We start from the raw sequence: 20,223 nt of genomic DNA, 5'->3' as shown, positions 1-20,223 counted from the left end.
CCAATCCAGTTCCGTTAGCGCCAGCTTATGCACGCCGCATCAAGGCCCGGAATGGACGGAAAAGCGGTTTTCCGGTACTTTTCCGCCATGGACATCGTCCCACGCTTCTTCCTCTATGGCGAGACGGGGGAGGAGGCGGATTCCCGCTTCCTGCATATCGAGACCATCCCGGACCGCAGCGGGCCGCATGGCTGGCGCATCGCGCCGCACCGCCATGCCGGGCTGCTGCAACTGCTGCTCGCCACCGCCGGCGGCGGCCATGTGCAGTTCGACGGCGCGGACCACCCCTTCACCGCCCCCGCCCTGGTGCTGCTGCCCCCCGCCGTCATCCACGGCTTCGCCTTCGAGGCGGGGACGGATGGCTGGGTGCTCAGCATCTCCCTCCCCTACGCCACCGAGCTGCTGGCGGAGGACACGCTGCCGGAGGAAGCCAGCCTGCTGCCGCTGGATGCCGAGGCCCTGGCCAGCCACCGCGTGGCGCAGCGCTTCGCCGAGCTGGCGGAGGAATTCACCGGCCACCGCCCCGGCCGGGCGGCGGCGCTCTCGGCGCATCTGCGGCTGGTGCTGCTGGCCCTGGCCCGGCTGCGGGCGGAGCGGCTGAGCGCCGCCATCCCCGCCGCGCCGGATCTCTTGCTGTTCGCCCGCTTCCGCGCCCTGGTCGAGCAATGGTACCGGCAGGACCGGCCGCTGACGGATTACCAGCGCGCCCTCGGCCTCTCCGAGAAAAAGCTGGCCGCGCTCTGCCGCACCCATGCGGGGCGGACGCCGCTCCAGGTCATCCATGCCCGCCTGCTCACCGAGGCGCGGCGCAGCCTGCGCTACACCAGCCATTCCGTGGCCGAGATCGCCTATGCGCTCGGCTTCCGCGACCCCTCCTATTTCTCCCGCTTCTACCGGCGGATGACGGGGGAGGCGCCACGCCGCGGCGGGCGCTGAAGGGGGATGCCGCAAACCGCGCGGCCGCCTGGAAACCGGATCTCAGACCTGGGCGAGGCGGGCATCGCCGCGCGGATGGTCCAGGCAGCCCATGCCCGCGAGCGTCGCCGCGACAGCCTGGTCGAGCGGCGTATGCGGCTCGGCACCCAGCAGGCTCACGAGGCGGCGATTGTCCAGGCGCATGGGGTGTTTCCACACCGGCTCGATCTCCAGCGCCTCCTTCGGGAAGCCACCGAAGGGCGCGGCGAGGCGCATCATCCACCATGGAAAGGCGCGCTCGGGGACATCGCGGCCGACCACCCTGCGGACGGCATCGCGCATCTGCGTGCCCGTTGCGTCCCAGTGCCCGGCGAACTGCACGATCTCGTGGCGCTGAAGGCGCCCGGGGATGGCGAGCAGGGCGGCGAAGCTCGCCGCGAGGTCGGGCAGATAGGCATAGGCATGCGGAATGCCGGACGCCAGGCTGGTGAAGCGGCGCACGGGATGGCCAGGGCGTACCATGGCCTGCGCGAACCAGCTCGCCCGCGTTCCTGGCCCGAAGAAGTCGCCGGCGCGCAGGATGAGCGAGGGCACCTCCGGGGCCGCCTCCGCCAGCTTCCGCTCTAGCGCGATGCGAATCCTGCCCTTCACGCCGCGCGCGTTCTGCGGGCTGTGCGCGTCGATCACGGGGGTAGAGGCCGGATCATAATTATAGACCGTGCCGGGCAGGACGATACGGGCTCCGCCCGCGGCACGCGCGGCCGCCAGCGTGTTCCCGATCATCGGCAGAACGAGCGATGACCAGTTGCGATAGCCGGGCGGATTGACCGCATGGATGATCGCCGAGACGCCCTGTCCCTGCGTGGCCGCGCGGATGACGGACGCCTCGTCCATGGCATCGCCCGTGAGGAAGTGCGGCGCCGGACCCGCATGGCGCCAGCGGGCCGCGGCTTCCTCGGCATTGCGGCACAGGGCGCGGACCTGCCACCCCTCGCGCAGGAGCCTCACGGTGATGGCGCCGCCAACACCGCCGGTTGCGCCCAGAACGAGGGCGGTCCGGTCGGCCGCCGGGTTTTCGGTCTGCGCGGGAAAATTCTGTACCATGTGTGCTCTCCTTTCGGCAGGGAGAGCTTCGGCCAGACCCATCCACAAAAAAATTGCGGATTATCCGCGATCAGGGTGCAAGAAATTTATGAGCAAAGGCGTCGATTGGGAGGGTCAGCGCGCCTTTCTGGCGGTGATGGAGACGGGCAGCCTGTCCGCCGCCGCGCGCCATCTGGGATTGTCCCAGCCCACCATGCGCGCGCGCATCGAGGCGCTGGAAGCCGCGCTGGGCACAGCCCTGTTCACGCGGTCCGTCCATGGGCTGGTGCCGACGCCGACCGCCGAAGCCATGATCGCCTCCGCCCGCGCTATGGCGCATGCCTCGGAGGCCATGCTGCGCGCCGCTTCGGCGGATTCGACAGAGGTGGCGGGCCGGGTGCGGCTCAGCGTCTCCGAATTTGTGGGGATCGAGGTTCTGCCGCCCATGCTCCGCCGCCTGCGCGACAGGCACCCGCGACTCGACGTTGAGTTCGAACTCAGCAACGCCAGCGCCAACCTGCTGGACCAGCAGGTCGATGTCGCGGTGCGGATGCACCCGCCCGAGCAATCCGCCCTGGTGGCGAAGAAGGTCACGCCGATCCCGCTCGGCTTCTTCGCGCATCGCGATTATCTCGAAGCCTATGGCCGCCCCGCCTCCAGGGCCGAGATCGGCGCGCATCTGTTCATCGGGCCCGACCGCAACCGCGGCGATCTGGCCGTCGCGACGCGGCTCGGCGACCCAGGCAACATCCGCTGGATCGCACGGACGGACAGCCACCCGGCCCAACTCGCACTCGCACGCGCCGGTCTTGGCATTGCCGTCGCGCAAATTCCCGCGGTTGCTCATGATCCTGAGTTGGAACGTGTTCTGCCCGATATCGAGCTTCCCCAACTGCCGGTCTGGATCGTGACGCATGAAAACCTGCGCCGCCTGCCACGCGTCGCCGCCCTTTTCGACCATCTGGTCGAATCATTCGAGGCCTATGGCAGGAATGAAATTCTCTAAAAACCCTCCCCTTTCATCCCCTTAACCAGAGGACAGGCCCCCCCGCACCCGCCTTCAGCGGGGAACCCACAGATGGGTTTCCAAAGGCCCCCGGCCTTTGGTGGCTGCAAGGGCCTTGCAGGTGCGAGAGGGGCGAAGCCCCTCTCAAGCCTCCGCCAGATTGCGCGCGGCACGCTCTGTCGCCGCGCGGCGGCGGGCGATGAAGGGGGCGATGCGCGCCCGCGCCGCCGCCACCCGCTCCGGCGTGGCGCTGCGCGGCGAGCCGGCGGCGAAGGGCGGCGCCGGGTCGTATTCCAGTTGCAGCTGGATATCCTGCGCGAGATCCGCCCCCGCCAGTTCCGCCACCACGGAGAGGGCGAAGTCGATGCCCGAGGTGACACCGGCGCCGGTGATGCGGTTGCCATCGCGCACCACGCGCTCCGCCACCGGGATGGCGCCGAGCAGGGCCAGCTGGTCCAGCGAGGACCAGTGCGAGGTGGCGCGCAGCCCGCGCAGCAGCCCCGCCGCCGCCAGCACCAGCGAGCCGGTGCAGACCGAGGTGACCAGCCGGCAGCCCGGCGCCACGCGGCGCAGGAAGGCCAGCGTCTCCGCATCCTCCATCAGCTCGATCTGCCCCGGGCCGCCGGGGACGCAGACCACATCCAGCTTCGGGCAGGTCTCGAAGGTCGCGCTGGGCAGCAGGGCGAGGCCGCGATCGGCGGCGACGGGGGCCAGCGTCTTCCACAGATAGAGCACCTCCGCCCCCGGCAGGCGGCTGAACACCTCCGCCGGGCCGGTGAGGTCGAGCTGCGTCAGGCCGGGGAACAGGATCAGGCCGATACGCAGCGGTGTCAGAGGCTCGGGCATGCGGGGGCTTCCCTCGGATGGGGTGGACCCAGGCGCGCGGCATCCCCGCGCGGAGCGCCCCGGTGGTGGGCCACCCGTCTTCCGCACTCCGCGATGACAGCGAGCATAGGCCAGCCGCGCCCCGGCACAAGCCGGGGGGCAGCCCCGGCGGCGCCGGGCCTTTGCCGCACCGCAGCACAGCCTATACCGGGGTGACCATGGCCTCCCCCTGGCCTCCCCTGGAGACAAGCCCCGATGGACCACCCCACCCGCCGCGCCGGCGTCTATGAGGTCACCCTGCTGGCCGATGGCATCTTCAAGGCCCCGCCCGAGGCCGTCATCCACACCCGCGCCGCCCCCGGCTGGCGGGTGCCGCCGGGCGATGCCACCGGCTCCAACCTGCGCCTGGCGGTGAACTGCTTCCTGCTGCGCGGGCCGGGTGGCGTCACCCTGGTCGATTCCGGCTGCGGCACCGCCTGGGGCGAGAGCTTCGGCCAGGCCCGCACCGCCCTCGCCGCCCTCGGCATCACGCCGGAGCAGGTGGAGCGCGTGCTGCTGACCCATATCCACAGCGACCATGTGCTGGGCCTGCTGGCCGGCGAAGGCGCCTATTTCCCGCGCGCCGAGGTGCTGGCGCCGGAGACCGACCTCGCCTTCTTCACCAGCGCCGCGGCCCGCGCCGCCACGCCGAAGGAGCGCCAGGGCGGTTTCGACATGGCCACGAAAATCGCCGCCGCCTACGGCCCCCGCCTGCGCGGTGTGCCCGCCGGGGAGGTGATGCCGGGCATCCTCGCCCTGCCGCTGCCGGGGCATACGCCGGGCCATACCGGCTACCGGATCGATGACCTGCTGCTCTGGGGGGATACGCTGCACATCACCGCCCTCCAGCCCGCCGAGCCGGAGATCGGCATGGTCTTCGACATGGACACGGAACAGGCGGTGCGGACACGCCGTGCCACCCTCGGCGAGGCGGCACGCCAGGGCTGGACCGTCGCGGGGGCGCATATCGAGGGGTTCCGCACCGTGCGGGAAGCGGGGGGAGGGTGGGAGATGCTTTGAAAAAATCAGGGGCTCCGCCCCTGAAACCCCGCCGGGGTGGCACGGCCACCCCGGACCCCGCGTGCAGTCCGCCGTTGAGGGGTGGGCCACACTGCTTTATCGGGGGCGGTGGGAACGCCTGTCGCGGGGCCGCCTCTCTACGCCCTGACAGGACAGCAATGCACCGTCGTACCTTGCTGGGCAGCGCCGCCGCGCTGCTCGCCATGCCTTCCCTCGCGCGCGCGCAGGCGCGCTCCACCCTGCGCTTCGTGCCGCAGGCCGATCTCAGCGTGCTGGACCCCGTCTGGACCACCGCCACCGTCACCACCAACCATGGCTTCTACGTCTTTGATACGCTCTACGCGCTCGACGCCAACCAGGTGCCGCGCCCGCAGATGGCCGAGGGGCATGAGGTCTCCGAGGACGGGCTGACCTGGCGCTTCCGCCTGCGTGAGGGGCTGCTCTTCCACGATGGCACCCCCGTCCGCGCCGCCGACTGCGTCGCCAGCCTGAACCGCTGGATGAAGCGCGACTCCTTCGCCCAGCTCCTGGCCCAGGCGGCGGAGGGCTGGTCCGCGGCCGATGACCGCACCGTGGTGCTGCGCCTGACCCGCCCCTTCCCGCCCCTGCTGCTGCTGCTCGGCAAGTCGGAGGCGAATGTCCCCTTCATCATGCCCGAGCGTCTGGCGCAGACGGACCCGAACAAGGCCATCACCGAGATGGTCGGCTCCGGCCCCTATCGCTTCGTGGCGGGGGAATACAGCTCGGGCGCCCGCGCGGTGTATGAGAAGTTCACCGGCTACAGCCCGCGCGCCGAGGCCGCCAGCTGGGCCGCCGGCGGCAAGCGCGCGGCGTTCGACCGCGTCGAGTGGCACATCATCCCCGACCCCTCCACCGCCGCCTCCGCCCTGATGAGCGGCGAGGTGGACTGGTGGGAGCAGCCCCTGCCCGACCTGCTGCCCATGCTCGGCCGCAACCGCAATATCGGCATGCAGATCGCCGACCGGCTCGGCAAGGTCGGCTTCATGCGGCTGAACCACCTGCAGCCGCCCTTCAACGATGTGCGGGTGCGCCGCGCCGTGCTGCTGGCCATCCGGCAGGAGGATTACCTGCGCACCGCCATCGGCGACGACACCAGCCTGTGGACGGAAAGCTTCAGCTGCTTCCCCAAGGGCACGCCCTCCTACACCGAATCCGGCAGGGCGCTGATGCCGGGCGACCTGAAGGCGGCCCAGGCGGCGCTGAAGGAGTCGGGTTATGCCGGGCAGAAGGTGGTCATCATCAACCCCACCGACTTCCCGACGATCGGCGCACTGGGGCAGGTGACCTTCGACCTGCTGAAGCGCATCGGCTTCAATGTCGAGTTGCAGGAAAGCGACTGGGGCACCGTGGTGCAGCGGCGCGGCAATCGCGGCCCGGTGGAACAGGGCGGCTGGAGCGTGCTGCACACCACCGGCAATTCCAGCCTGAACGCCAACCCCGCCGTCTCGCTGATGGTGCGCGGGCGCGGTGCCGCCGGCTGGTTCGGCTGGTGGGACAATGCCGAGGCGGAAACCCTGGTGCAGCGCTGGCTGGCCAGCACCGACACCGCCGAGCAGCTCCGCATCGCCGATGCGCTGAACCTGCTGACGCTGCGCGAGGTGGGGTCGATCCCACTCGGGGCCTTCTTCGTCCGCACGGCCTATCAGAAGAGCCTGCAGGGCCTTCAGCCGGGGCCGGCGCCGTTCCCCTGGGGGCTGCGGAAGGCGTAAGAGACAGGAAGAAGTTCTTTTTTGAAAAAAAGAACCAAAAAACTTCTTCCAGCTGGCGTCCCGCCTCAGGCCTGAAGCGGGGCGCCAAACTGAAAGAAAACTTCTTTTTCTTCAGAAAAAGAAGATAATTTACCCAATAAAATCAAACATCAAAGAAAACCGTCTCATCCTCGCCCTGGATGTTGATGACGAAGCGGTAGGTCGGGACGGAGCGCCCCTCGACGCGGGTGGCGACCAGCGTCTTGCGGCGGCCCACCCATTCGATGCTCTTCAGCACCGGGTCGGCGGCCAGGGCGGCCTCATCCTCGGGGAAGTACATCCGCGTGTTGAGGTGGATGTTGATGCCGCGGGCGAAGATGGCGAGCGAGACATGGCGCGCCTGCGGGCGGCCGTCGCGCCAGGGCACCACGCCGGGGCGGATGGTCTCGAAGGCCCATTCCCCCGTGTCGAAGGCGGCGCTGGTGCGGCCCCAGCCGAGGAAATCACCGGCATTGTGCCGCCCCTCGGAATCCGCCTGCCACAGTTCCACCAGCGCGTCCTTCACCGGGTGGCCGGAGCCGTCGAGGATCAGCCCCTCGATGCGGATATGCTCCCCGGCGCCCTGGAGGACGTGCCAGTTCTCCTGCGTGCCGGAGGCGATGCCCGCGGCCACCGGCAGCAGGCCGATATGGACATAGGGCCCGCCGGTCTGGGACGGGGTTTCCTTCAGATATTCCACGGGCATGGCTCAGTGCCCCTCCGGCTTGGTCTCGAAGAAGGTCTGGCGGCGGCCGCGCAGGATGATGTCGAAGCGGTAGGCCAGCGCGTCGAAGGGCACGGTGTTGCCCATGTCCAGCCGCGCCACCAGCCGCTCCCGCGCCGCGAGGTCGGGGATGGTGTTGACGATCGGGCAGAGCGGGATCAGCGGGTCACCCTCGAAATAGAGCTGGCTGACGAGGCGCTGCGCGAAGGCGTGGCCGAAGACCGAGAAATGGATATGCGCCGGACGCCAGTCGCTGCCGTTGTTACGCCAGGGATAGGGGCCGGGGCGCACGGTGCGGAAGAAATAATTGCCCTCGGCATCCGTCAGGCAGCGGCCGGTGCCGCCGAAATTCGGGTCCAGCGGCGCCAGGTAGGTGTCGTTCACATGGCGGTAGCGGCCACCGGCATTGGCCTGCCACACCTCCAGCAGCGTGTTCGGCACGGGGCGGCCGAACTCGTCCATCACCTTGCCATGAACGATGATGCGCTCGCCGATCGCCTCGCCATCCTTGGCGAAGTTGCGGATCAGGTCGTTGTCCAGTGGGCCGAGCAGGGAGGGGCGGAAGATCGGGCCGGCATTCTCCCCGGCGCCCGGCTCGATCGAGATGAGCGCCCGGCGCGGGCTGCGCAGCACGCTGGTCTTGTAGGTGGGGGTATAGGCGGGCGGGTGCTGGCCGCGATCCCGCTTGTTGATGTCACCCAGAATCGGGGGCATGGGCGTTGTCCTCCGGCGGGGGCGGCAGGGCCCCGCATGGGCCGCACCATGCGCCGGCGGCTTGCATGAAGAAACCGGTTAAACCAGCATATGATACATGAATCAGATCGATGCGTTGGCGCTGGATGGCCACGCCCTGCGGCTTTTCCTGGCGGTGCTGGAGGAAGGCTCCGTCACCGGCGCGGCGGCGCGGCTGGGGCTCAGCCAGTCCGCCGCCAGCCACGGGCTGATCCGCCTGCGCGCCCTGCTGGGGGACCCGCTTTTCGTCAAATCCGGCCGTGGCATCGTGGCGACGCCGCAGGCCCGCGCCCTGGCCGGCCCCGCCCAGGCGCTGCTCGACGGGCTCCAGGCCCTCACCCGGCCGCAGCATTTCGCGCCGGAGACGGCGCGCCTCTCCATCACCATCGCCGCCAATGACTTCCAGCGCGACCTGCTGCTGCCGCGCTTCTATGCCCGCGTCGCGGCGGCGGTGGCCGCGCTGACGCTGAAGGTGGTGCCCTCCGGCGCGCCCAGCGCCGCCCTGCTGCGCGAGCGCGGCTGTGACCTCATCATCACCCCCATCCCGCCCTCGGGGACGGATATCCTGCGCCGCCGCCTGCTGCTCGACCGCTATGCCTGTTTCTACGACCCCGCCCGGCGCGCCGCGCCGCGCGACGCGGCGGAATATCTGGCGGCCCGCCACATCACCGTGGTCCACCCGGAGGGCGAGGCGCTGGAATTCGACAAGCGGCTGGAGGCGGAGGGACTGGCGCGGGACATCGCCCTGCGCGTGCCGAGCTTCACCGGCGTCGCCGCCTTCCTGCGCGGCGGGGCGATGCTGGCCACGCTGCCCGGGCTGCTGCGGCATGCCGCGCTCTCCGGCTTCGCCAGCGTGCCGGTGCCGCTGCGCCTGGGCGGGGAGCCGGTGGATGAGTTGCCGCTCTACCTCGCCTGGCACCGGCGGGACCAGCGCGACCCGCGCCATGCCTGGCTGCGCGCCCAGATGCTCCAGGTGGCGGCCGAGACGCCGCGCGGGGTGGCGGCGTGAAGCGCGGCCCCGCGGCGCGCGACCTGCTGGGCGGCCTGTCGCGCGGGCTGGCCGTCATCGAGGCCTTCGACGCCAGCCGCCCGCGCGCCACCATCGCCGAGATCGCCCGCGCCACCGGCCTGACCCGCGCCGCCGCCCGGCGCTGCCTGCTCACCCTCTCCGCCCTGGGCTATGCGGAGGGCGATGGCCGCAGCTACTGGCTGACGCCGCGCGTGCTGCGGCTGGGCGGGGCCTGGCTGTCCAGCGCCACCCTGCCGGAGCTGCTGCAACCCCAGCTCGACGCGGTGCGGGAGGCGACGGGCGAAAGCTGCTCCGCCGCCATCCTGGACGGGACGGAGGTGGTCTATGTCGCCCGCGCGGCGGCGCGGCGGATCATGTCCATCACGCTGGGCGTCGGCAGCCGCCTGCCGGCGCATTGCACGGCGCTGGGCCGCGCCCTGCTCTCCGCCCTGCCGGAAGGCGCGCTGGAGCAGCACATCACCAGCCTGACGCCCGAGGCGCTGACCAGCCACACCCGCACCAGCCGCGCCGAAATCCGCGCCGCCGTGCGCGAGGCCCGCGCCCAGGGCTATGCCCTGGTGGATGAGGAACTGGAAATCGGGCTGCGCTCGCTGGCCGTGCCGGTGCGCGACCAGCGCGGCCGCTGCGTCGCCGCCATCAATATCGGGGTGCAGACGGCGCGCGGGTCGGATGAGGTGATGCGGACCCTCCTCCTGCCGGCCCTGCTCCAGGCATCCCAGGAGCTCCGCAAGGTTATTCCAGGTTAGATTCTTCTTTTTCTGAAGAAATTTTTTTCAGGCTGCCGCCGTCTCCCGTCCAGGTGGGACGCTAAACTGGAAAAAGTTTTTTGGTTCTTTTTTTCAAAAAAGAACCTCTTCCACGGCGCAGCCGCCCTTTCCGGATGCCGCTGGCCAGCCCCGCCCATTCGGCCTAAGCCGGCGGCATGACCGAGCCTGTCCAGATCCTGCTCGCCACCTACCAGGGGGAGCGCTACCTGCCGGACCTGCTGGAGAGCCTGCTCCGGCTGGAGCCGGGCACGCCGTGGCACCTGCTGTGGCGCGATGACACTTCGGCGGACGCCACCCCGGCGCTGCTGGCGGCCTTCGCGGAGCGCCATGGCCGGGCCAGCCGGCTGCCGGAGGAAGGCGCGCGGCGGCTGGGCGCGACGGGGAGCTTCATGGCCCTGCTGCGCGGCGCGCCAGAGGATGCCCCCGGCTATGCCTTCTGCGACCAGGATGATGTCTGGCTGCCGCACAAGCTGGCCCGCGCCCTGGAAAGGCTGCGCGCCCTGCCGGCGGACAGGCCCGCGCTCTATTGCGGCCGGCAGAAGCTGGTGGATGCCACGCTCGGCGATCTGGGCCTTTCGCCCCGTCCCCTGCGGCCGCTCGGGCTGCGCAACGCGCTGGTGCAGAATGTCGTCACCGGCTGCACCGCCGTGCTCAACCCGGCCGCGCGCCGGCTGATGCTGGCGGCACCGCCGCCGCCGCAGGGCGCGCTGCATGACTGGTGGTGCTACCTCGTGGTCAGCGCCGCCGGCGGCACGGTGATCTTCGACGAGGAGCCGGGCCTGCTCTACCGCCAGCATGGCGGCAACATGGTGGGCAGCCAGGGCAGCCTCGCCGCGCGGGCGCGGGCGGCGGCGCGGCGCGGGCCGGCCCGCTTCATGAACCTGATGGCCGCCCATATCGCCGCGCTGGAGGGCGCGCCGCAGACGCCGGAAGCGCGCCGCGTGCTCGGCCTGCTGCGGGAGATGCCGGCGCAATCCGCCCCCGCGCGGCTGTGGCGGCTGTGGCGGGCCGGGCTCTACCGGCAGGGCGTGGTGGAAAACCTGGCGCTCTGGGCCTGGGTGCTGGCCTGCCGCCCGGCAGTTCCAGGCCAGGAGCGGGATTAGCAGCCGGGCGCTAGCCCCGGGCCGGGGGCGGCAGGCGGCCGCCCGGCAGCCGCCCGGAGAGGAAGCGCAGCGCCCGCGCACCGGTGGCGCGCAGCCCCCTCTCCCGCAGGCTCGCCAGCGTCACGCGGCCGAGCAGGGCCAGGAAGCGCAGCCGGTGGAAACCCGGCAGGCGGCGGCGGAACCAGTCCAGGATCAGCCGGCCCGTGGCCGCGGGCCCGTTGCGCAGCAGGCTGGCGCGGGTCAGCCGCGCCAGGGTGCGCACCCGCTCCCATTGCGGCAGGCAGAGCAGCCACCACGCCATGCCGCGCGGCAGCCGCCCGGCGCGCGCATCGGCCTCCGCCCGCGCCTGGGTCTCGCGGGCGAAGACGCCGAGCTGCTCCCAGAACTGGTGATAGGTGGCAAGGTAGCGGTTGCGCGCCAGATGGACGGTGGCGCGGGCGCGCGCCACCTCCTCCGGCGCCGTGCCCCAGGCGAAGCCATCCCAGCCCATTTCCTTGACCGCGATCACCTCGGTCAGCCAGGGGTTGGGCAGGAAGACGGTGGGGCAGAGGCAGAGCGCCGCCTCCAGCGCCAGGGCGGTGTTCTCATAGGCGTAGAACACCTCCGAGCGGCGCAGGATCTCGGCGATCTCGGCCGGGCTCTGGCTGTCCGGGCGGTCGCGGGTGATCTCGATGGCGCCCTCCGTCTCCGGCAGCAGCGGGCCCTGATGCACCACCTGGTACTTCATGGCGTAGAAGCAGGCGCCCTGGCGCGGGGTGTCCTGCTCCGCCGGGGTGAAGACCGTGGCGTCCGAGGCGGGGACGAAGAGCACCTTGCCCGGCTGGTTGCAGGCCTCGGCCAGGACGGCGGAATAGCCATAGACCATCTCGTCCGGCGGGTAGCTGTGGTCGCCGCCGAGCAGGCCCGGGAAGTTCAGCACGTAGCGGACGATGGTGCGCGCCCGCCAGGGATTGCCGCCCACCGTCTCCGGATAGACGACGATGGGGGCGAGGCCGGCGCGCCGGTGGCGGCGGGCGATCGCCGGCGTCAGCACGGGGGTGAGGAGGTCGGGGCTGACGCGGTCCGCCCCCAGCCAGACGGGGAAGATGGCCATGTAGGCCTCATACCCCGCGCGGTTGAGGGCGTGGCACAGCATGTGCAGCGCCTTGATGCCGGCGGAGGTGCGGATATAGCGCGGCGCCGTGATGTAGTAGGGGTGCCGGCCCGGCGGAAAGCGGTCCGTATCGCCCACGGGCGAGCGGTCCTGGAGGCGGACGGGATCGAAGGGGGCGCCAGCCTTGGACGGCAACTCGGACAGCAACTCGGTCAGCATGCCAGGGATGTTCTTCGTTCAGGAAGCCGCGTCGGCCAGGGCCCGGCGGGGCCCTTGGCTGATCCTGTCTCTAGCCCTGCCGTCTTTCCGGCACAACGCAGAAACATTTCTGCACCGTCACGCTCACGCCCGCCCCTCAGGCGGCGGGCGCGAGGCTGGCGGCGGTCTCGGCGATCTGCACATCGAGCGGGCGCAGCGGCAGGCCGAGCGCGGCGGCCAGGGCGCGCATGGCCGTGCCATCGCCCACATAGACATCATCGGGGCGGCCATCGGGGGCGGCGCGGTGGATCACCGCCTCCGGCCGGCCGAGCACGGCGGCGCAGCGGCGGGCGAGGTCGCCCACCTCGATCGCCACCTCCCCTTCCGTGTCGAAGAGGAAGGGCGCCTCCGCCGGGCGCAGCAGCAGGGCGCCGAGGGCGAGCCGCAGCAGGTCCCCCGCATGGAGGTAGGAGCGCACGACGCGCCCCGCCGCGCGGATCTCCACCGCCCGCCCGGCCGCCAGCGCGACCAGGAAGGAGGCCAGCGCATAGGCCTCCGGCTTGTTGATGAAAGGCCCGGCCATGTTGAAGACGCGGGCGATCACCAGCGGGATGCCGGCGGCGGCGGCGAGCTCGGAGAAGAGCGCCTCGTCCCGCAGCTTGGAGACGCCATAGGGGTTGGCGGCCGCGTCCCGCGCCAGCACGCGCCCCGGCCCGTAGACGGCGCCGGAGGAGGGCAGGAACAGCCCCGCCGCGCCACGCCGGCGCAGCAGCCAGGCGACATGGCCGCGGATGGCGTCATTGCCCTCCAGGAAGGCCGCCACGCCGAGCGCGGCGACGCGGTCCTTCGTCAGGCAGGCATGGTGGATGACCAGCGGCGGCGGCCCGTCATAGGCATCCAGCTCCGGCAGGGCGCGGCAGGGCAGCACCGCGCCGCCGGGCAGCGCGATCGGCCGCGCATGGGAGCCATAGGCGAGCACCCGCGTGCCGAAGTTTTCGCCCAGCAGCCCGCGCAGCAGGTCGAGCGTCACCAGCCCGAGCCAGCCGCCCGCGCCGGTGACGATGACCGGCGCGGCACCCGCCGCCGCCAGGGCAGCGGCGAGGCGCTGGTCCAGGGCGGGGGGTGGGGCGGAGGCGGGGCCGCCGGGCGCCATCACGCCCGGCCGCGGCAGAAGGCCTCGATGGTCTCCAGCATGTAGTCGACATGGCCATCGCCGAGGCCGGGGAAGACGCCGATCCAGAAGGTCGAGGTCATCACCGTGTCGGCATTGGTCAGGTCGCTCACGATGCGGTGGTCGCGGCCCACCATGTAGGGCTGGCGCAGCAGGTTGCCGCCGAAGAGCAGCCGGGTGGCGATCTTCTTCTCGTTCAGATGCACCACCAGCTGGTCGCGCGTGAAGGGCGCGCCGGCGCGCACCGTCAGCGGGAAGCCGAACCAGGAGGGTTCGGAATGCGGCGTCGCCTCCGGCAGGATGAGGAATTCCTCCAGGCGGCGCAGCCCTTCCTTCAGCCGGGCGAAGTTGTGGCGCCGCGCGGCGATGAAGCCCTCCAGCCGGTCCATCTGGGCGAGGCCCACGGCCGCCTGCATGTCGGTGATCTTCAGGTTATAGCCGACATGGCTGTAGGTGTATTTGTGGTCGTAGCCATAGGGCAGCTCGCCCAGCTTGTGCTCGAAGCGCTTGTTGCAGGTGTTGTCCTTGCCCGGGTCGCACCAGCAGTCGCGGCCCCAGTCGCGGATCGATTCGAGGGCGCGCTTGAGCTTGCTGCGGCTGGTGAAGACCGCGCCGCCCTCGCCCATGGTGATGTGGTGGGCGGGGTAGAAGCTCAGCGTGCCGATATCGCCATGGGTGCCGACGAGCTTGCCGCGATAGGTGGCGCCCAGCGCGTCGCAGGTATCCTCGACGACATAGAGGTTATGCTGTTTGGCGACGGCCAGGACCGTGTCCAGGTCGAAGGGGTTGCCCAGCGTGTGCGCCACCACGATGGCGCGGGTGCGCGGGGTGATGGCGGCCTCGATGCGCTCGGCGCGGATGTTGTAGGTCGGGATGTCCACATCCACGAACACCGGCACGAGGTTGTTCTGCAGGATGGGGTTGACCGTGGTGGGGAAGCCGGCGGCGCAGGTGATGACCTCATCGCCCGGGCGCAGCGCCTTCTCGCCCAGCAGCGGGCTGGTCAGCGCCGAGACGGCGAGCAGATTGGCCGAGGAGCCGGAATTGCAGGTGAGCGCGTGCTGCACGCCGAGGAAGCGGCGCAGGCGCAGCTCGAAGGCGGCGTTGAAGCGGCCGGTGGTCAGCCAGAAGTCCAGCGCGCTGTCCACCAGCATCTGCATGTCCGGCGCGCCATAGACCTTGCCGGAGACGGGAACGGGGCTGCGCCCGGGCTGGAAGGGCTTCTCCGCATGGGCCAGGGCGGCGTATTCGCCGACCAGCGCCAGGATCTTCTCGCGCAGAGCCTCGGCCTCGGTCTGCGGGCGGGCCGTGGTGTCGGTGGTGGCGCTCATGCGTGCTCCTGCTGCCGCGCGGCAGGGGCCGGCGCGGCGTCAACATAGTCGTCAATCTGGCGCAGGGTCACGGCGCGCATATCGGCGCGGCCCTGCCAGGCCTGGAACCAGGCCACCGTCTCGGCCAGGGCGCGGTCGATGCCCCAGCGCGGGCGCCAGCCCAGCTCGATGCGGGCCTTGGTGGAGTCGAGGGCGAGCAGCCGCGCCTCCTTGCCGCGGGTGGCGTCCTCCACCACCGGGCGCAGGCCGGAGCCCCAGAGCTCGCAGATGCGCGCGGCGACCGCGCCCACCGTCACCTCCCCCGCCGCGTCGGGGCCGAAATTCCAGGCATCGCCCGCGCGGCCGGGCGGGACCCTGCCCTGTGCGAGGTGCTCGGCGGCGACGAGATAGCCGGAGAGCGGCTCCAGCACATGCTGCCAGGGGCGCACGGCGGCGGGGGAGCGCAGCACGGGGGCGCGGCCGGCCATCAGCGCGGCGATCAGGTCCGTCATCAGCCGGTCCTTCGCCCAGTCGCCGCCGCCGATCACATTGCCGGCGCGGCCCGAGCCGATCGCCAGCCCGGCGGGGCCGAAATAGGAGGCGGCATAGGCGGCGGTGACGAGCTCGGCGCAGCCCTTGCTGTTGCTGTAGGGATCATGCCCGCCCATCGGGTCGTGCTCGCGGTAGCCCCAGATGACGTCGCGGTTCTCGTAGCACTTGTCGCTGGTGACGATCAGCGTGGCGCGCGCGCCGGAATGGCGCGCGGCCTCCAGCAGGTGGACCGTGCCCATGACGTTGGTGGCATAGGTCTCCACCGGCTGGACATAGGATTCCAGCACCAGCGGCTGCGCCGCCATGTGGAGGACGATCTCGGGGCCGAAGGCGGCGAGGCTGCGGGCGAGCGCCGCCTGATCGCGGATATCGCCCAGGGTATGGCCGACCTCGCCGGCGACGCGCGCCGCCTCGAAGAGGCTCGGCTCGGTCGGCGGCGGCAGGGCATAGCCCTGCACCACCGCGCCCATGCGGGCGAGCCAGAGGGAGAGCCAGCTTCCCTTGAAGCCGGTATGCCCCGTCAGGAAGACGCGGCGGCCGCGCCAGAAGGCGGGGTCAGGCAGCCGGCCGCTCACCACACCTTCCACGGCGCCCGCCCGGAATTCCAGAGGTCGTTCAGCGTCTGGCGGTCGCGCAGCGTGTCCATGGGCTGCCAGTAGCCGCTGTGGCGATAGGCCATCAGCTCACCCGTGCGCGCCAGGGTCTCCATCGGCTCGCGCTCCCAGATGGTCGTGTCATCCGCGATGAGGTCGATCACCTTGGGGGAGAGCACGAAGAAGCCGCCATTGATGTGGTTGCCATCGCCGGGCGGCTTCTCCTCGAAGCGGTCGACGCGGTCGCCCTCCATCACCAGGGCGCCGAAGCGCGCCATGGGCTGCACGGCGGTGACGGTGGCGAGCTTGCCATGGCCGCGGTGGAAATCGATGGCGGCGCCGATATCGACCGAGCCGACGCCATCGCCATAGGTCATGCAGAAATGGTCGCAATCCTGCAGGTAGGGGCGGACGCGGCGCAGGCGGCCGCCGGTCTGCGTGTCCAGCCCCGTCTCGACCAGGGTGACGCGCCAGTCGTCGGACATGGTGTCGTGCACCGTCATCTGCCCGCGGCGGACATCGATCGTCACGTCCGAGTGGTGCAGGTAGTAGTGGTAGAAATATTCCTTGATGACGTAGCCGAGATAGCCCACGCAGATCACGAAGTCATTCACCCCGTAATGGGAGTAGGTCTTCATGATGTGCCAGAGGATCGGGTGGCCGCCCACCTCGACCATCGGCTTGGGCCGGGTGCTGGTTTCCTCGGCGAGGCGCGAGCCGCGGCCGCCGGCGAGGATGACGGCCTTGGTGCGTTTCTGTTCGGACATGGGTCAGTTCACCTCGTCCGGAGACGGCGGCAGGTAGCGGCCGATCTCCGCCATCAGGGCGGGTTCGAGCGGCGGCGTCATGCGGTGCAGCGGCTCCGAGGCCATGCCGCCGCTGGCGGTGACGCGGCTCGTGATCTTGGGGAAATAGCTCTGCTCGGGGTCGATCTTCACGAGGAAGGCGGCGACGCCGGGCGCGTCGAACAGGGCGCGGAAGGCCGGGTCCGTCTCGAAGCCGGGCAGCACGGGCAGGCAGGGGACGTCATAGGCATCGAAGATGCGCGCCCAGTGCGGCATGCCGAGGCCGCTGCCGGTGTCGCAGCCGATATAGCCGCCCTTGAAGTAGTTGCGCTGCGTCATGCGGATGGAGGCATAGCCGCCATCATCGAAGATGAAGATCTTCAGGTTCAGCTTGTTGACGACGGCGGTGCCGATCTCCTGGAGGTTCTGGGCGAAGCCGCCATCGCCCTCCACCAGCACGGTGCGCCGCTGCGGGTAGGCCAGCGCCGCGCCGATGGCGCCGGAGAGGCCATAGCCCATCGCCGCCAGGCCCTTGTTCGTCACCATGAACTGCCCCTCGCGCAGGCGGAAGGACTGCTTCATCACGGTGAAGGCGCCGCCGCTGCTGCAGGGGATGACGATGTCATCGCCGCCGCAGAGGCCAGAAAGCTCGGTGCAGAAGACGAAGGGCGAGAGATAGCCCTGCCCCGTCTGGTTCACCGGCTCGACCAGCGGCACGGCGTCGCGGATGCGGCGGCAATAGGCCACCCATGCCTCATGCCGGCCGAGATCGCGCGGGGCGAGGCGGCGCAGCACGTCATTGGCATCGGCGGCGACCGGCAGGGCGACCTTCGGATGGCCCTTGGCCAGTTCCGCCGGGTCGATCTCCACCTGGATGACGCGCGCCACGGGGGCGAATTCCTGCCAGTTGAAGCCGGTCTGCTGCAGGCCGAGGCGGCTGCCGAGGACGAGCAGCACGTCGCTCTGCTGCAACACGAGGTTGGCGCTGCGCTGGCCCCAGGTGTTGGGCCGCCCGAAATACAGCGGGTGGTCCTCCGGCACGCGGTCGGCGCCGTTCCAGGTGGTGACGAGCGGAATGCCGAGTTCGGCGAGGCGCGGGCGCAGCGCGGCGGTGGTGTCGCGGTGGATGCCGCCACCGATCAGGATGGCCGGGCGCTCCGCCCCGCGCAGCGCCTGCGCGATCTCCTCCAGCACCGCCTCGCTGGCGGTGGGGAGCGGCGGCGGCACATGGGCGGCGGCGCCGAGCTGCGCCGGGTCCACCGGGCGCGCCTGGATGTCGAGCGGCAGCTCGACGAAGACGGGGCCACGCCGGCCATGCCGCGTCAGGCCCACCAGCCGCTCCCACTCGGCGCGCGGGGCGGGCTCCTCCATCCGCACCGAGGCGACGGTGATGGGGGCGGCGATGCCGACGCCGTCGATCTCCTGGATGCCGCGCTGGCGCAGCGCGCCATGGGCGAGGTCGGCGGTCTTCACCTGGCCGCCGATCACCAGCAGCTCGCGGCTTTCCAGCCAGGCACCGCCGATGGCGGTGACGATGTTGGTCAGCCCCGGCCCGGCGGTGACGAGGGCGAAGGCCTTCCCGCCGCCGGAGATCTCGTTGAAATACTCCGCGGCGATGCCGGCGCAGACCTCATGCACCACGGGCACCATGGTGAATTTCTGGTCGAAGCTCGCCAGGACGTGCATCACATTGCCGCCGGCGACGAAGAAGCAGTGGGTATAGCCCAGCTCGGCCAGCCAGCCGGCGAGGACGTCCGAATATTTCATCATGGGATGAGCGATGCCAGCGTGTCGTGAAGGGCGGAGAGGACCATGCGGTCGGTGCCGGGCTCGCGCGGCAGGCGGATCAGTTCGACCCGCCCGGCCGCGTCGAGGGTGACGAAGCGATAATGCGCGGCCTCGTGCTTCTTGTCGGCCTTCAGCCGGTCCCAGGCCTCGGCCACGTCGATGTCGCGCAGGATGGCGGGCAGGGCGTCGAAGGCGCCGAGCAGGGCGCGCAGATGCGCCTCCAGCGCCGCCGTGGCGCCGCCCGGCTCGCCGCCGAGCAGGGCGCGCGAGAGGGTGAGCGCGCAGAGCACGCCGACGCCGACGCCGATGCCGTGGCTGAGCCTGTAGTGCGAGGCCCCCTCGAGCGCATGGCCGAAGGTATGGCCGAAATTCAGCAGCAGCCTTTCCTTGCGGTCGAACTCATCGATCTCGATGAACCACTTCTTCGCGCCGAGGGAGAGGGCGATGATGGGGCCGAAGGCCTCGGGCGAGAGCGACGGCGCGGGCGACTGCGCGAGGTACTGCGCGAAGACGTCGTCGCCGCGGCAATAGGTGATCTTCGCCGCCTCGACGAGGCCGGCCACGCGCTGCTCGGTGGAGAGCGAGGCGGTCAGCCCGGCATCGATGCGCACCGTGCGCGGCACATGGAAGGTGCCGACGATGTTCTTGTAGGCGCCGACATTGATCGAGGACTTGCCGCCGATGCAGCTGTCGACCATGCCGAGCAGCGTGGTCGGCAGGTAGGTCCAGGCAATGCCGCGCATGTAGACGGAGGCGACGAAGGCCGCCGCGTCCTGGATGGCGCCGCCGCCGATGGCCCAGAGATGCGAGCCGCGGGTGGCGCCGAGGCCGCGCATGCGGATGATGACATCGCCGATGGCATCGAGGCTCTTGCTCTGCTCGGTGGCCGGCAGGGCGATGAGGTTCAGCCCCTGCCCCGCGAGCCGCGCGGCGAAATACTCGTCGGCGATGACGACGCCGCCGGCCATCTCGGGCAGGCTGCGCGCGAGCAGGCCGTGCTCCTGCTCGACCGTGTAGCGGCCGGCGGCGGAGCTGATCTCAAACAAGGCGGGCATGGCTGAAGCCTAGATCCACAGCGAGGCATTGCCCCGTGATGCCGGAATTGGCCGGGGAGCAGAGGAATTCCACCGCCGCCACCACGTCGTCGAGGGTGACGAGGCGGTCGAAGCGCGTGGCGCCGGCCAGCCGCGCCACCTGCTCGGGCGCGAGGTTGGCGCGCGTCATCGGCGTGTCGATGGCCGAGGGCAGCACGGCGTTGATGAGGATGCCGCGCGCCGCGAGATCGACCGAGGCGGAGCGCACCAGCCCGCCCACCGCCGCTTTCGTCATGGTGTAGGAGAGCTTGTCCTGCCGCGCGATGGCCTGCCAGATCGAGCTGAGCACGACAAGCCGCGCGCCCGGCGCCAGCAGGTCGCGCGCCAGCAGCAGCTTCAGCGTCTCCAGCACGAAGAGGCAGTTGGCGCGGTAGAGCGCCATGTGGCGCTCCGGCGAGACGTCGAAGACGCTGTCCGCCGCGTTGGCGCCCTGCGCCCAGCAGACGGCGTCATAGGGCGCGCCGCCATCGAGGAGGTCGGGGGCGATGCCCTCGGCCTCCGGGTCGCAGGTGATCCAGTGGACATCGCCGGCCTCGGCCGCCGGCACGGGGCGGCGCGAGCTGGCCGCCACGCGCCAGCCCTGGCGGGCAAAGCGCTCCCGCACCGCGGCGCCAATGGCGCCGCGGCCGCCGAACACCAGAATCCCA

General features: G+C 70.9%; 19 protein-coding genes. 7 read left to right on the top strand and 12 right to left on the bottom strand.

Going from position 1 to position 20,223, the window contains the following annotated elements; all coding sequences use genetic code 11:
• Positions 1-87 precede the first annotated feature (87 nt).
• Complete coding sequence (locus NON00_RS06855; protein ID WP_256018922.1) at positions 88-936, top strand: helix-turn-helix domain-containing protein; 849 nt, start codon at positions 88-90, stop codon at positions 934-936.
• A 42-nt stretch (positions 937-978) separates the two neighbouring features.
• On the opposite strand, the gene NON00_RS06850 is transcribed toward NON00_RS06855, so the two are convergent.
• Positions 979-2,019: an NAD-dependent epimerase/dehydratase family protein gene (locus NON00_RS06850; protein ID WP_256018903.1), complete on the bottom strand. Its 1,041-nt coding sequence runs from the start codon at positions 2,017-2,019 to the stop codon at positions 979-981.
• A gap of 88 nt (positions 2,020-2,107) precedes the next feature.
• On the opposite strand from NON00_RS06850, the gene NON00_RS06845 reads away from it, so the two are divergent.
• The gene (locus NON00_RS06845) at positions 2,108-3,004 is read left to right on the top strand and encodes a LysR family transcriptional regulator (RefSeq protein WP_256018902.1); all 897 of its coding nucleotides are present in this window, start codon (positions 2,108-2,110) and stop codon (positions 3,002-3,004) included.
• A gap of 144 nt (positions 3,005-3,148) precedes the next feature.
• Here NON00_RS06845 and NON00_RS06840 read toward each other — a convergent pair whose 3' ends face one another.
• Positions 3,149-3,850 (bottom strand): DJ-1/PfpI family protein, encoded by a 702-nt coding sequence (locus NON00_RS06840; RefSeq protein ID WP_256018901.1) that lies wholly within the window; start codon positions 3,848-3,850, stop codon positions 3,149-3,151.
• Between the two features lie 234 nt (positions 3,851-4,084).
• On the opposite strand from NON00_RS06840, the gene NON00_RS06835 reads away from it, so the two are divergent.
• Both NON00_RS06835 and NON00_RS06830 read left to right on the top strand, forming a co-directional pair.
• Positions 4,085-4,888, top strand: coding sequence for an MBL fold metallo-hydrolase (locus NON00_RS06835; protein WP_256018900.1), 804 nt, complete (start codon positions 4,085-4,087; stop codon positions 4,886-4,888).
• Between the two features lie 158 nt (positions 4,889-5,046).
• Positions 5,047-6,618, top strand: a complete 1,572-nt coding sequence (locus NON00_RS06830; protein WP_256018892.1) for an ABC transporter substrate-binding protein — start codon at positions 5,047-5,049, stop codon at positions 6,616-6,618.
• A gap of 142 nt (positions 6,619-6,760) precedes the next feature.
• Here NON00_RS06830 and pcaG read toward each other — a convergent pair whose 3' ends face one another.
• Together pcaG and pcaH are read right to left on the bottom strand one after the other, a co-directional pair.
• Entirely contained in the window at positions 6,761-7,342 is a 582-nt protein-coding gene (pcaG, locus tag NON00_RS06825) for a protocatechuate 3,4-dioxygenase subunit alpha (protein ID WP_256018889.1), read from the bottom strand.
• Between the two features lie 3 nt (positions 7,343-7,345).
• A complete protein-coding gene (gene pcaH, locus NON00_RS06820) occupies positions 7,346-8,074 on the bottom strand; it encodes a protocatechuate 3,4-dioxygenase subunit beta (RefSeq protein WP_256018886.1) in 729 nt (242 codons plus the stop codon).
• A 97-nt stretch (positions 8,075-8,171) separates the two neighbouring features.
• Between pcaH and NON00_RS06815 the strand changes: the two genes are divergently transcribed.
• The 3 genes from NON00_RS06815 (at position 8,172) to NON00_RS06805 (ending at position 10,992) form a co-directional block, all read left to right on the top strand.
• Positions 8,172-9,101 carry a LysR family transcriptional regulator gene (locus NON00_RS06815; RefSeq protein ID WP_256018883.1) on the top strand — a complete coding sequence of 310 codons (930 nt, stop codon included), beginning with the start codon at positions 8,172-8,174 and terminating at the stop codon, positions 9,099-9,101.
• Positions 9,098-9,868 carry an IclR family transcriptional regulator C-terminal domain-containing protein gene (locus NON00_RS06810; RefSeq protein ID WP_256018880.1) on the top strand — a complete coding sequence of 257 codons (771 nt, stop codon included), beginning with the start codon at positions 9,098-9,100 and terminating at the stop codon, positions 9,866-9,868. Before NON00_RS06815 ends, NON00_RS06810 begins: the two co-directional genes overlap by 4 nt.
• Positions 9,869-10,044: 176 nt before the next feature.
• A complete protein-coding gene (locus NON00_RS06805) occupies positions 10,045-10,992 on the top strand; it encodes a glycosyltransferase (protein WP_256018877.1) in 948 nt (315 codons plus the stop codon).
• A 10-nt stretch (positions 10,993-11,002) separates the two neighbouring features.
• Here NON00_RS06805 and NON00_RS06800 read toward each other — a convergent pair whose 3' ends face one another.
• From NON00_RS06800 to NON00_RS06765, 8 genes are all read right to left on the bottom strand, one after another.
• Positions 11,003-12,304 carry a hypothetical protein gene (locus NON00_RS06800; protein WP_256018874.1) on the bottom strand — a complete coding sequence of 434 codons (1,302 nt, stop codon included), beginning with the start codon at positions 12,302-12,304 and terminating at the stop codon, positions 11,003-11,005.
• A 136-nt stretch (positions 12,305-12,440) separates the two neighbouring features.
• Entirely contained in the window at positions 12,441-13,436 is a 996-nt protein-coding gene (locus NON00_RS06795; protein ID WP_256018871.1) for an NAD(P)-dependent oxidoreductase, read from the bottom strand.
• Positions 13,436-14,785: a lipopolysaccharide biosynthesis protein RfbH gene (rfbH, locus tag NON00_RS06790; RefSeq protein WP_256018868.1), complete on the bottom strand. Its 1,350-nt coding sequence runs from the start codon at positions 14,783-14,785 to the stop codon at positions 13,436-13,438. Before rfbH ends, NON00_RS06795 begins: the two co-directional genes overlap by 1 nt.
• Positions 14,782-15,891, bottom strand: a complete 1,110-nt coding sequence (gene rfbG / locus NON00_RS06785; RefSeq protein WP_256018865.1) for a CDP-glucose 4,6-dehydratase — start codon at positions 15,889-15,891, stop codon at positions 14,782-14,784. Before rfbG ends, rfbH begins: the two co-directional genes overlap by 4 nt.
• On the bottom strand, positions 15,888-16,676 hold the full coding sequence (rfbF, locus tag NON00_RS06780) for a glucose-1-phosphate cytidylyltransferase (protein ID WP_256018863.1): 789 nt from the start codon (positions 16,674-16,676) through the stop codon (positions 15,888-15,890). The genes rfbG and rfbF overlap by 4 nt, the downstream gene beginning before the upstream one ends.
• A gap of 3 nt (positions 16,677-16,679) precedes the next feature.
• A complete protein-coding gene (locus tag NON00_RS06775) occupies positions 16,680-18,464 on the bottom strand; it encodes a thiamine pyrophosphate-binding protein (RefSeq protein WP_256018861.1) in 1,785 nt (594 codons plus the stop codon).
• Positions 18,461-19,537, bottom strand: a complete 1,077-nt coding sequence (locus NON00_RS06770; RefSeq protein ID WP_256018858.1) for a 3-dehydroquinate synthase family protein — start codon at positions 19,535-19,537, stop codon at positions 18,461-18,463. The genes NON00_RS06775 and NON00_RS06770 overlap by 4 nt, the downstream gene beginning before the upstream one ends.
• The gene (locus tag NON00_RS06765) at positions 19,521-20,213 is read right to left on the bottom strand and encodes an SDR family oxidoreductase (RefSeq protein ID WP_256018855.1); all 693 of its coding nucleotides are present in this window, start codon (positions 20,211-20,213) and stop codon (positions 19,521-19,523) included. Before NON00_RS06765 ends, NON00_RS06770 begins: the two co-directional genes overlap by 17 nt.
• Positions 20,214-20,223: the final 10 nt, after the last annotated feature.

The sequence above is a fragment of the Roseomonas sp. GC11 genome, assembly GCF_024437745.1.
Classification (GTDB): domain Bacteria; phylum Pseudomonadota; class Alphaproteobacteria; order Acetobacterales; family Acetobacteraceae; genus Pseudoroseomonas.
This window is presented reverse-complemented; position numbering and strand designations above follow the sequence as displayed.

Bases quoted from the DNA above. Each gene is read 5' to 3' on its own strand.
- NON00_RS06850 (WP_256018903.1), bottom strand. From the start codon at position 2,019: ATGGTACAGAATTTTCCCGCGCAGACCGAAAACCCGGCGGCCGACCGG.
- NON00_RS06800 (WP_256018874.1), bottom strand. From the start codon at position 12,304: ATGCTGACCGAGTTGCTGTCCGAGTTGCCGTCCAAGGCTGGCGCCCCC.
- pcaG (WP_256018889.1), bottom strand. From the start codon at position 7,342: ATGCCCGTGGAATATCTGAAGGAAACCCCGTCCCAGACCGGCGGGCCC.
- rfbH (WP_256018868.1), bottom strand. From the start codon at position 14,785: ATGAGCGCCACCACCGACACCACGGCCCGCCCGCAGACCGAGGCCGAG.
- rfbF (WP_256018863.1), bottom strand. From the start codon at position 16,676: ATGTCCGAACAGAAACGCACCAAGGCCGTCATCCTCGCCGGCGGCCGC.
- pcaH (WP_256018886.1), bottom strand. From the start codon at position 8,074: ATGCCCCCGATTCTGGGTGACATCAACAAGCGGGATCGCGGCCAGCAC.
- NON00_RS06805 (WP_256018877.1), top strand. From the start codon at position 10,045: ATGACCGAGCCTGTCCAGATCCTGCTCGCCACCTACCAGGGGGAGCGC.
- NON00_RS06795 (WP_256018871.1), bottom strand. From the start codon at position 13,436: ATGGCGCCCGGCGGCCCCGCCTCCGCCCCACCCCCCGCCCTGGACCAG.
- NON00_RS06830 (WP_256018892.1), top strand. From the start codon at position 5,047: ATGCACCGTCGTACCTTGCTGGGCAGCGCCGCCGCGCTGCTCGCCATG.
- NON00_RS06815 (WP_256018883.1), top strand. From the start codon at position 8,172: ATGAATCAGATCGATGCGTTGGCGCTGGATGGCCACGCCCTGCGGCTT.
- NON00_RS06775 (WP_256018861.1), bottom strand. From the start codon at position 18,464: ATGATGAAATATTCGGACGTCCTCGCCGGCTGGCTGGCCGAGCTGGGC.
- NON00_RS06835 (WP_256018900.1), top strand. From the start codon at position 4,085: ATGGACCACCCCACCCGCCGCGCCGGCGTCTATGAGGTCACCCTGCTG.
- NON00_RS06770 (WP_256018858.1), bottom strand. From the start codon at position 19,537: ATGCCCGCCTTGTTTGAGATCAGCTCCGCCGCCGGCCGCTACACGGTC.
- NON00_RS06855 (WP_256018922.1), top strand. From the start codon at position 88: ATGGACATCGTCCCACGCTTCTTCCTCTATGGCGAGACGGGGGAGGAG.
- NON00_RS06840 (WP_256018901.1), bottom strand. From the start codon at position 3,850: ATGCCCGAGCCTCTGACACCGCTGCGTATCGGCCTGATCCTGTTCCCC.
- NON00_RS06845 (WP_256018902.1), top strand. From the start codon at position 2,108: ATGAGCAAAGGCGTCGATTGGGAGGGTCAGCGCGCCTTTCTGGCGGTG.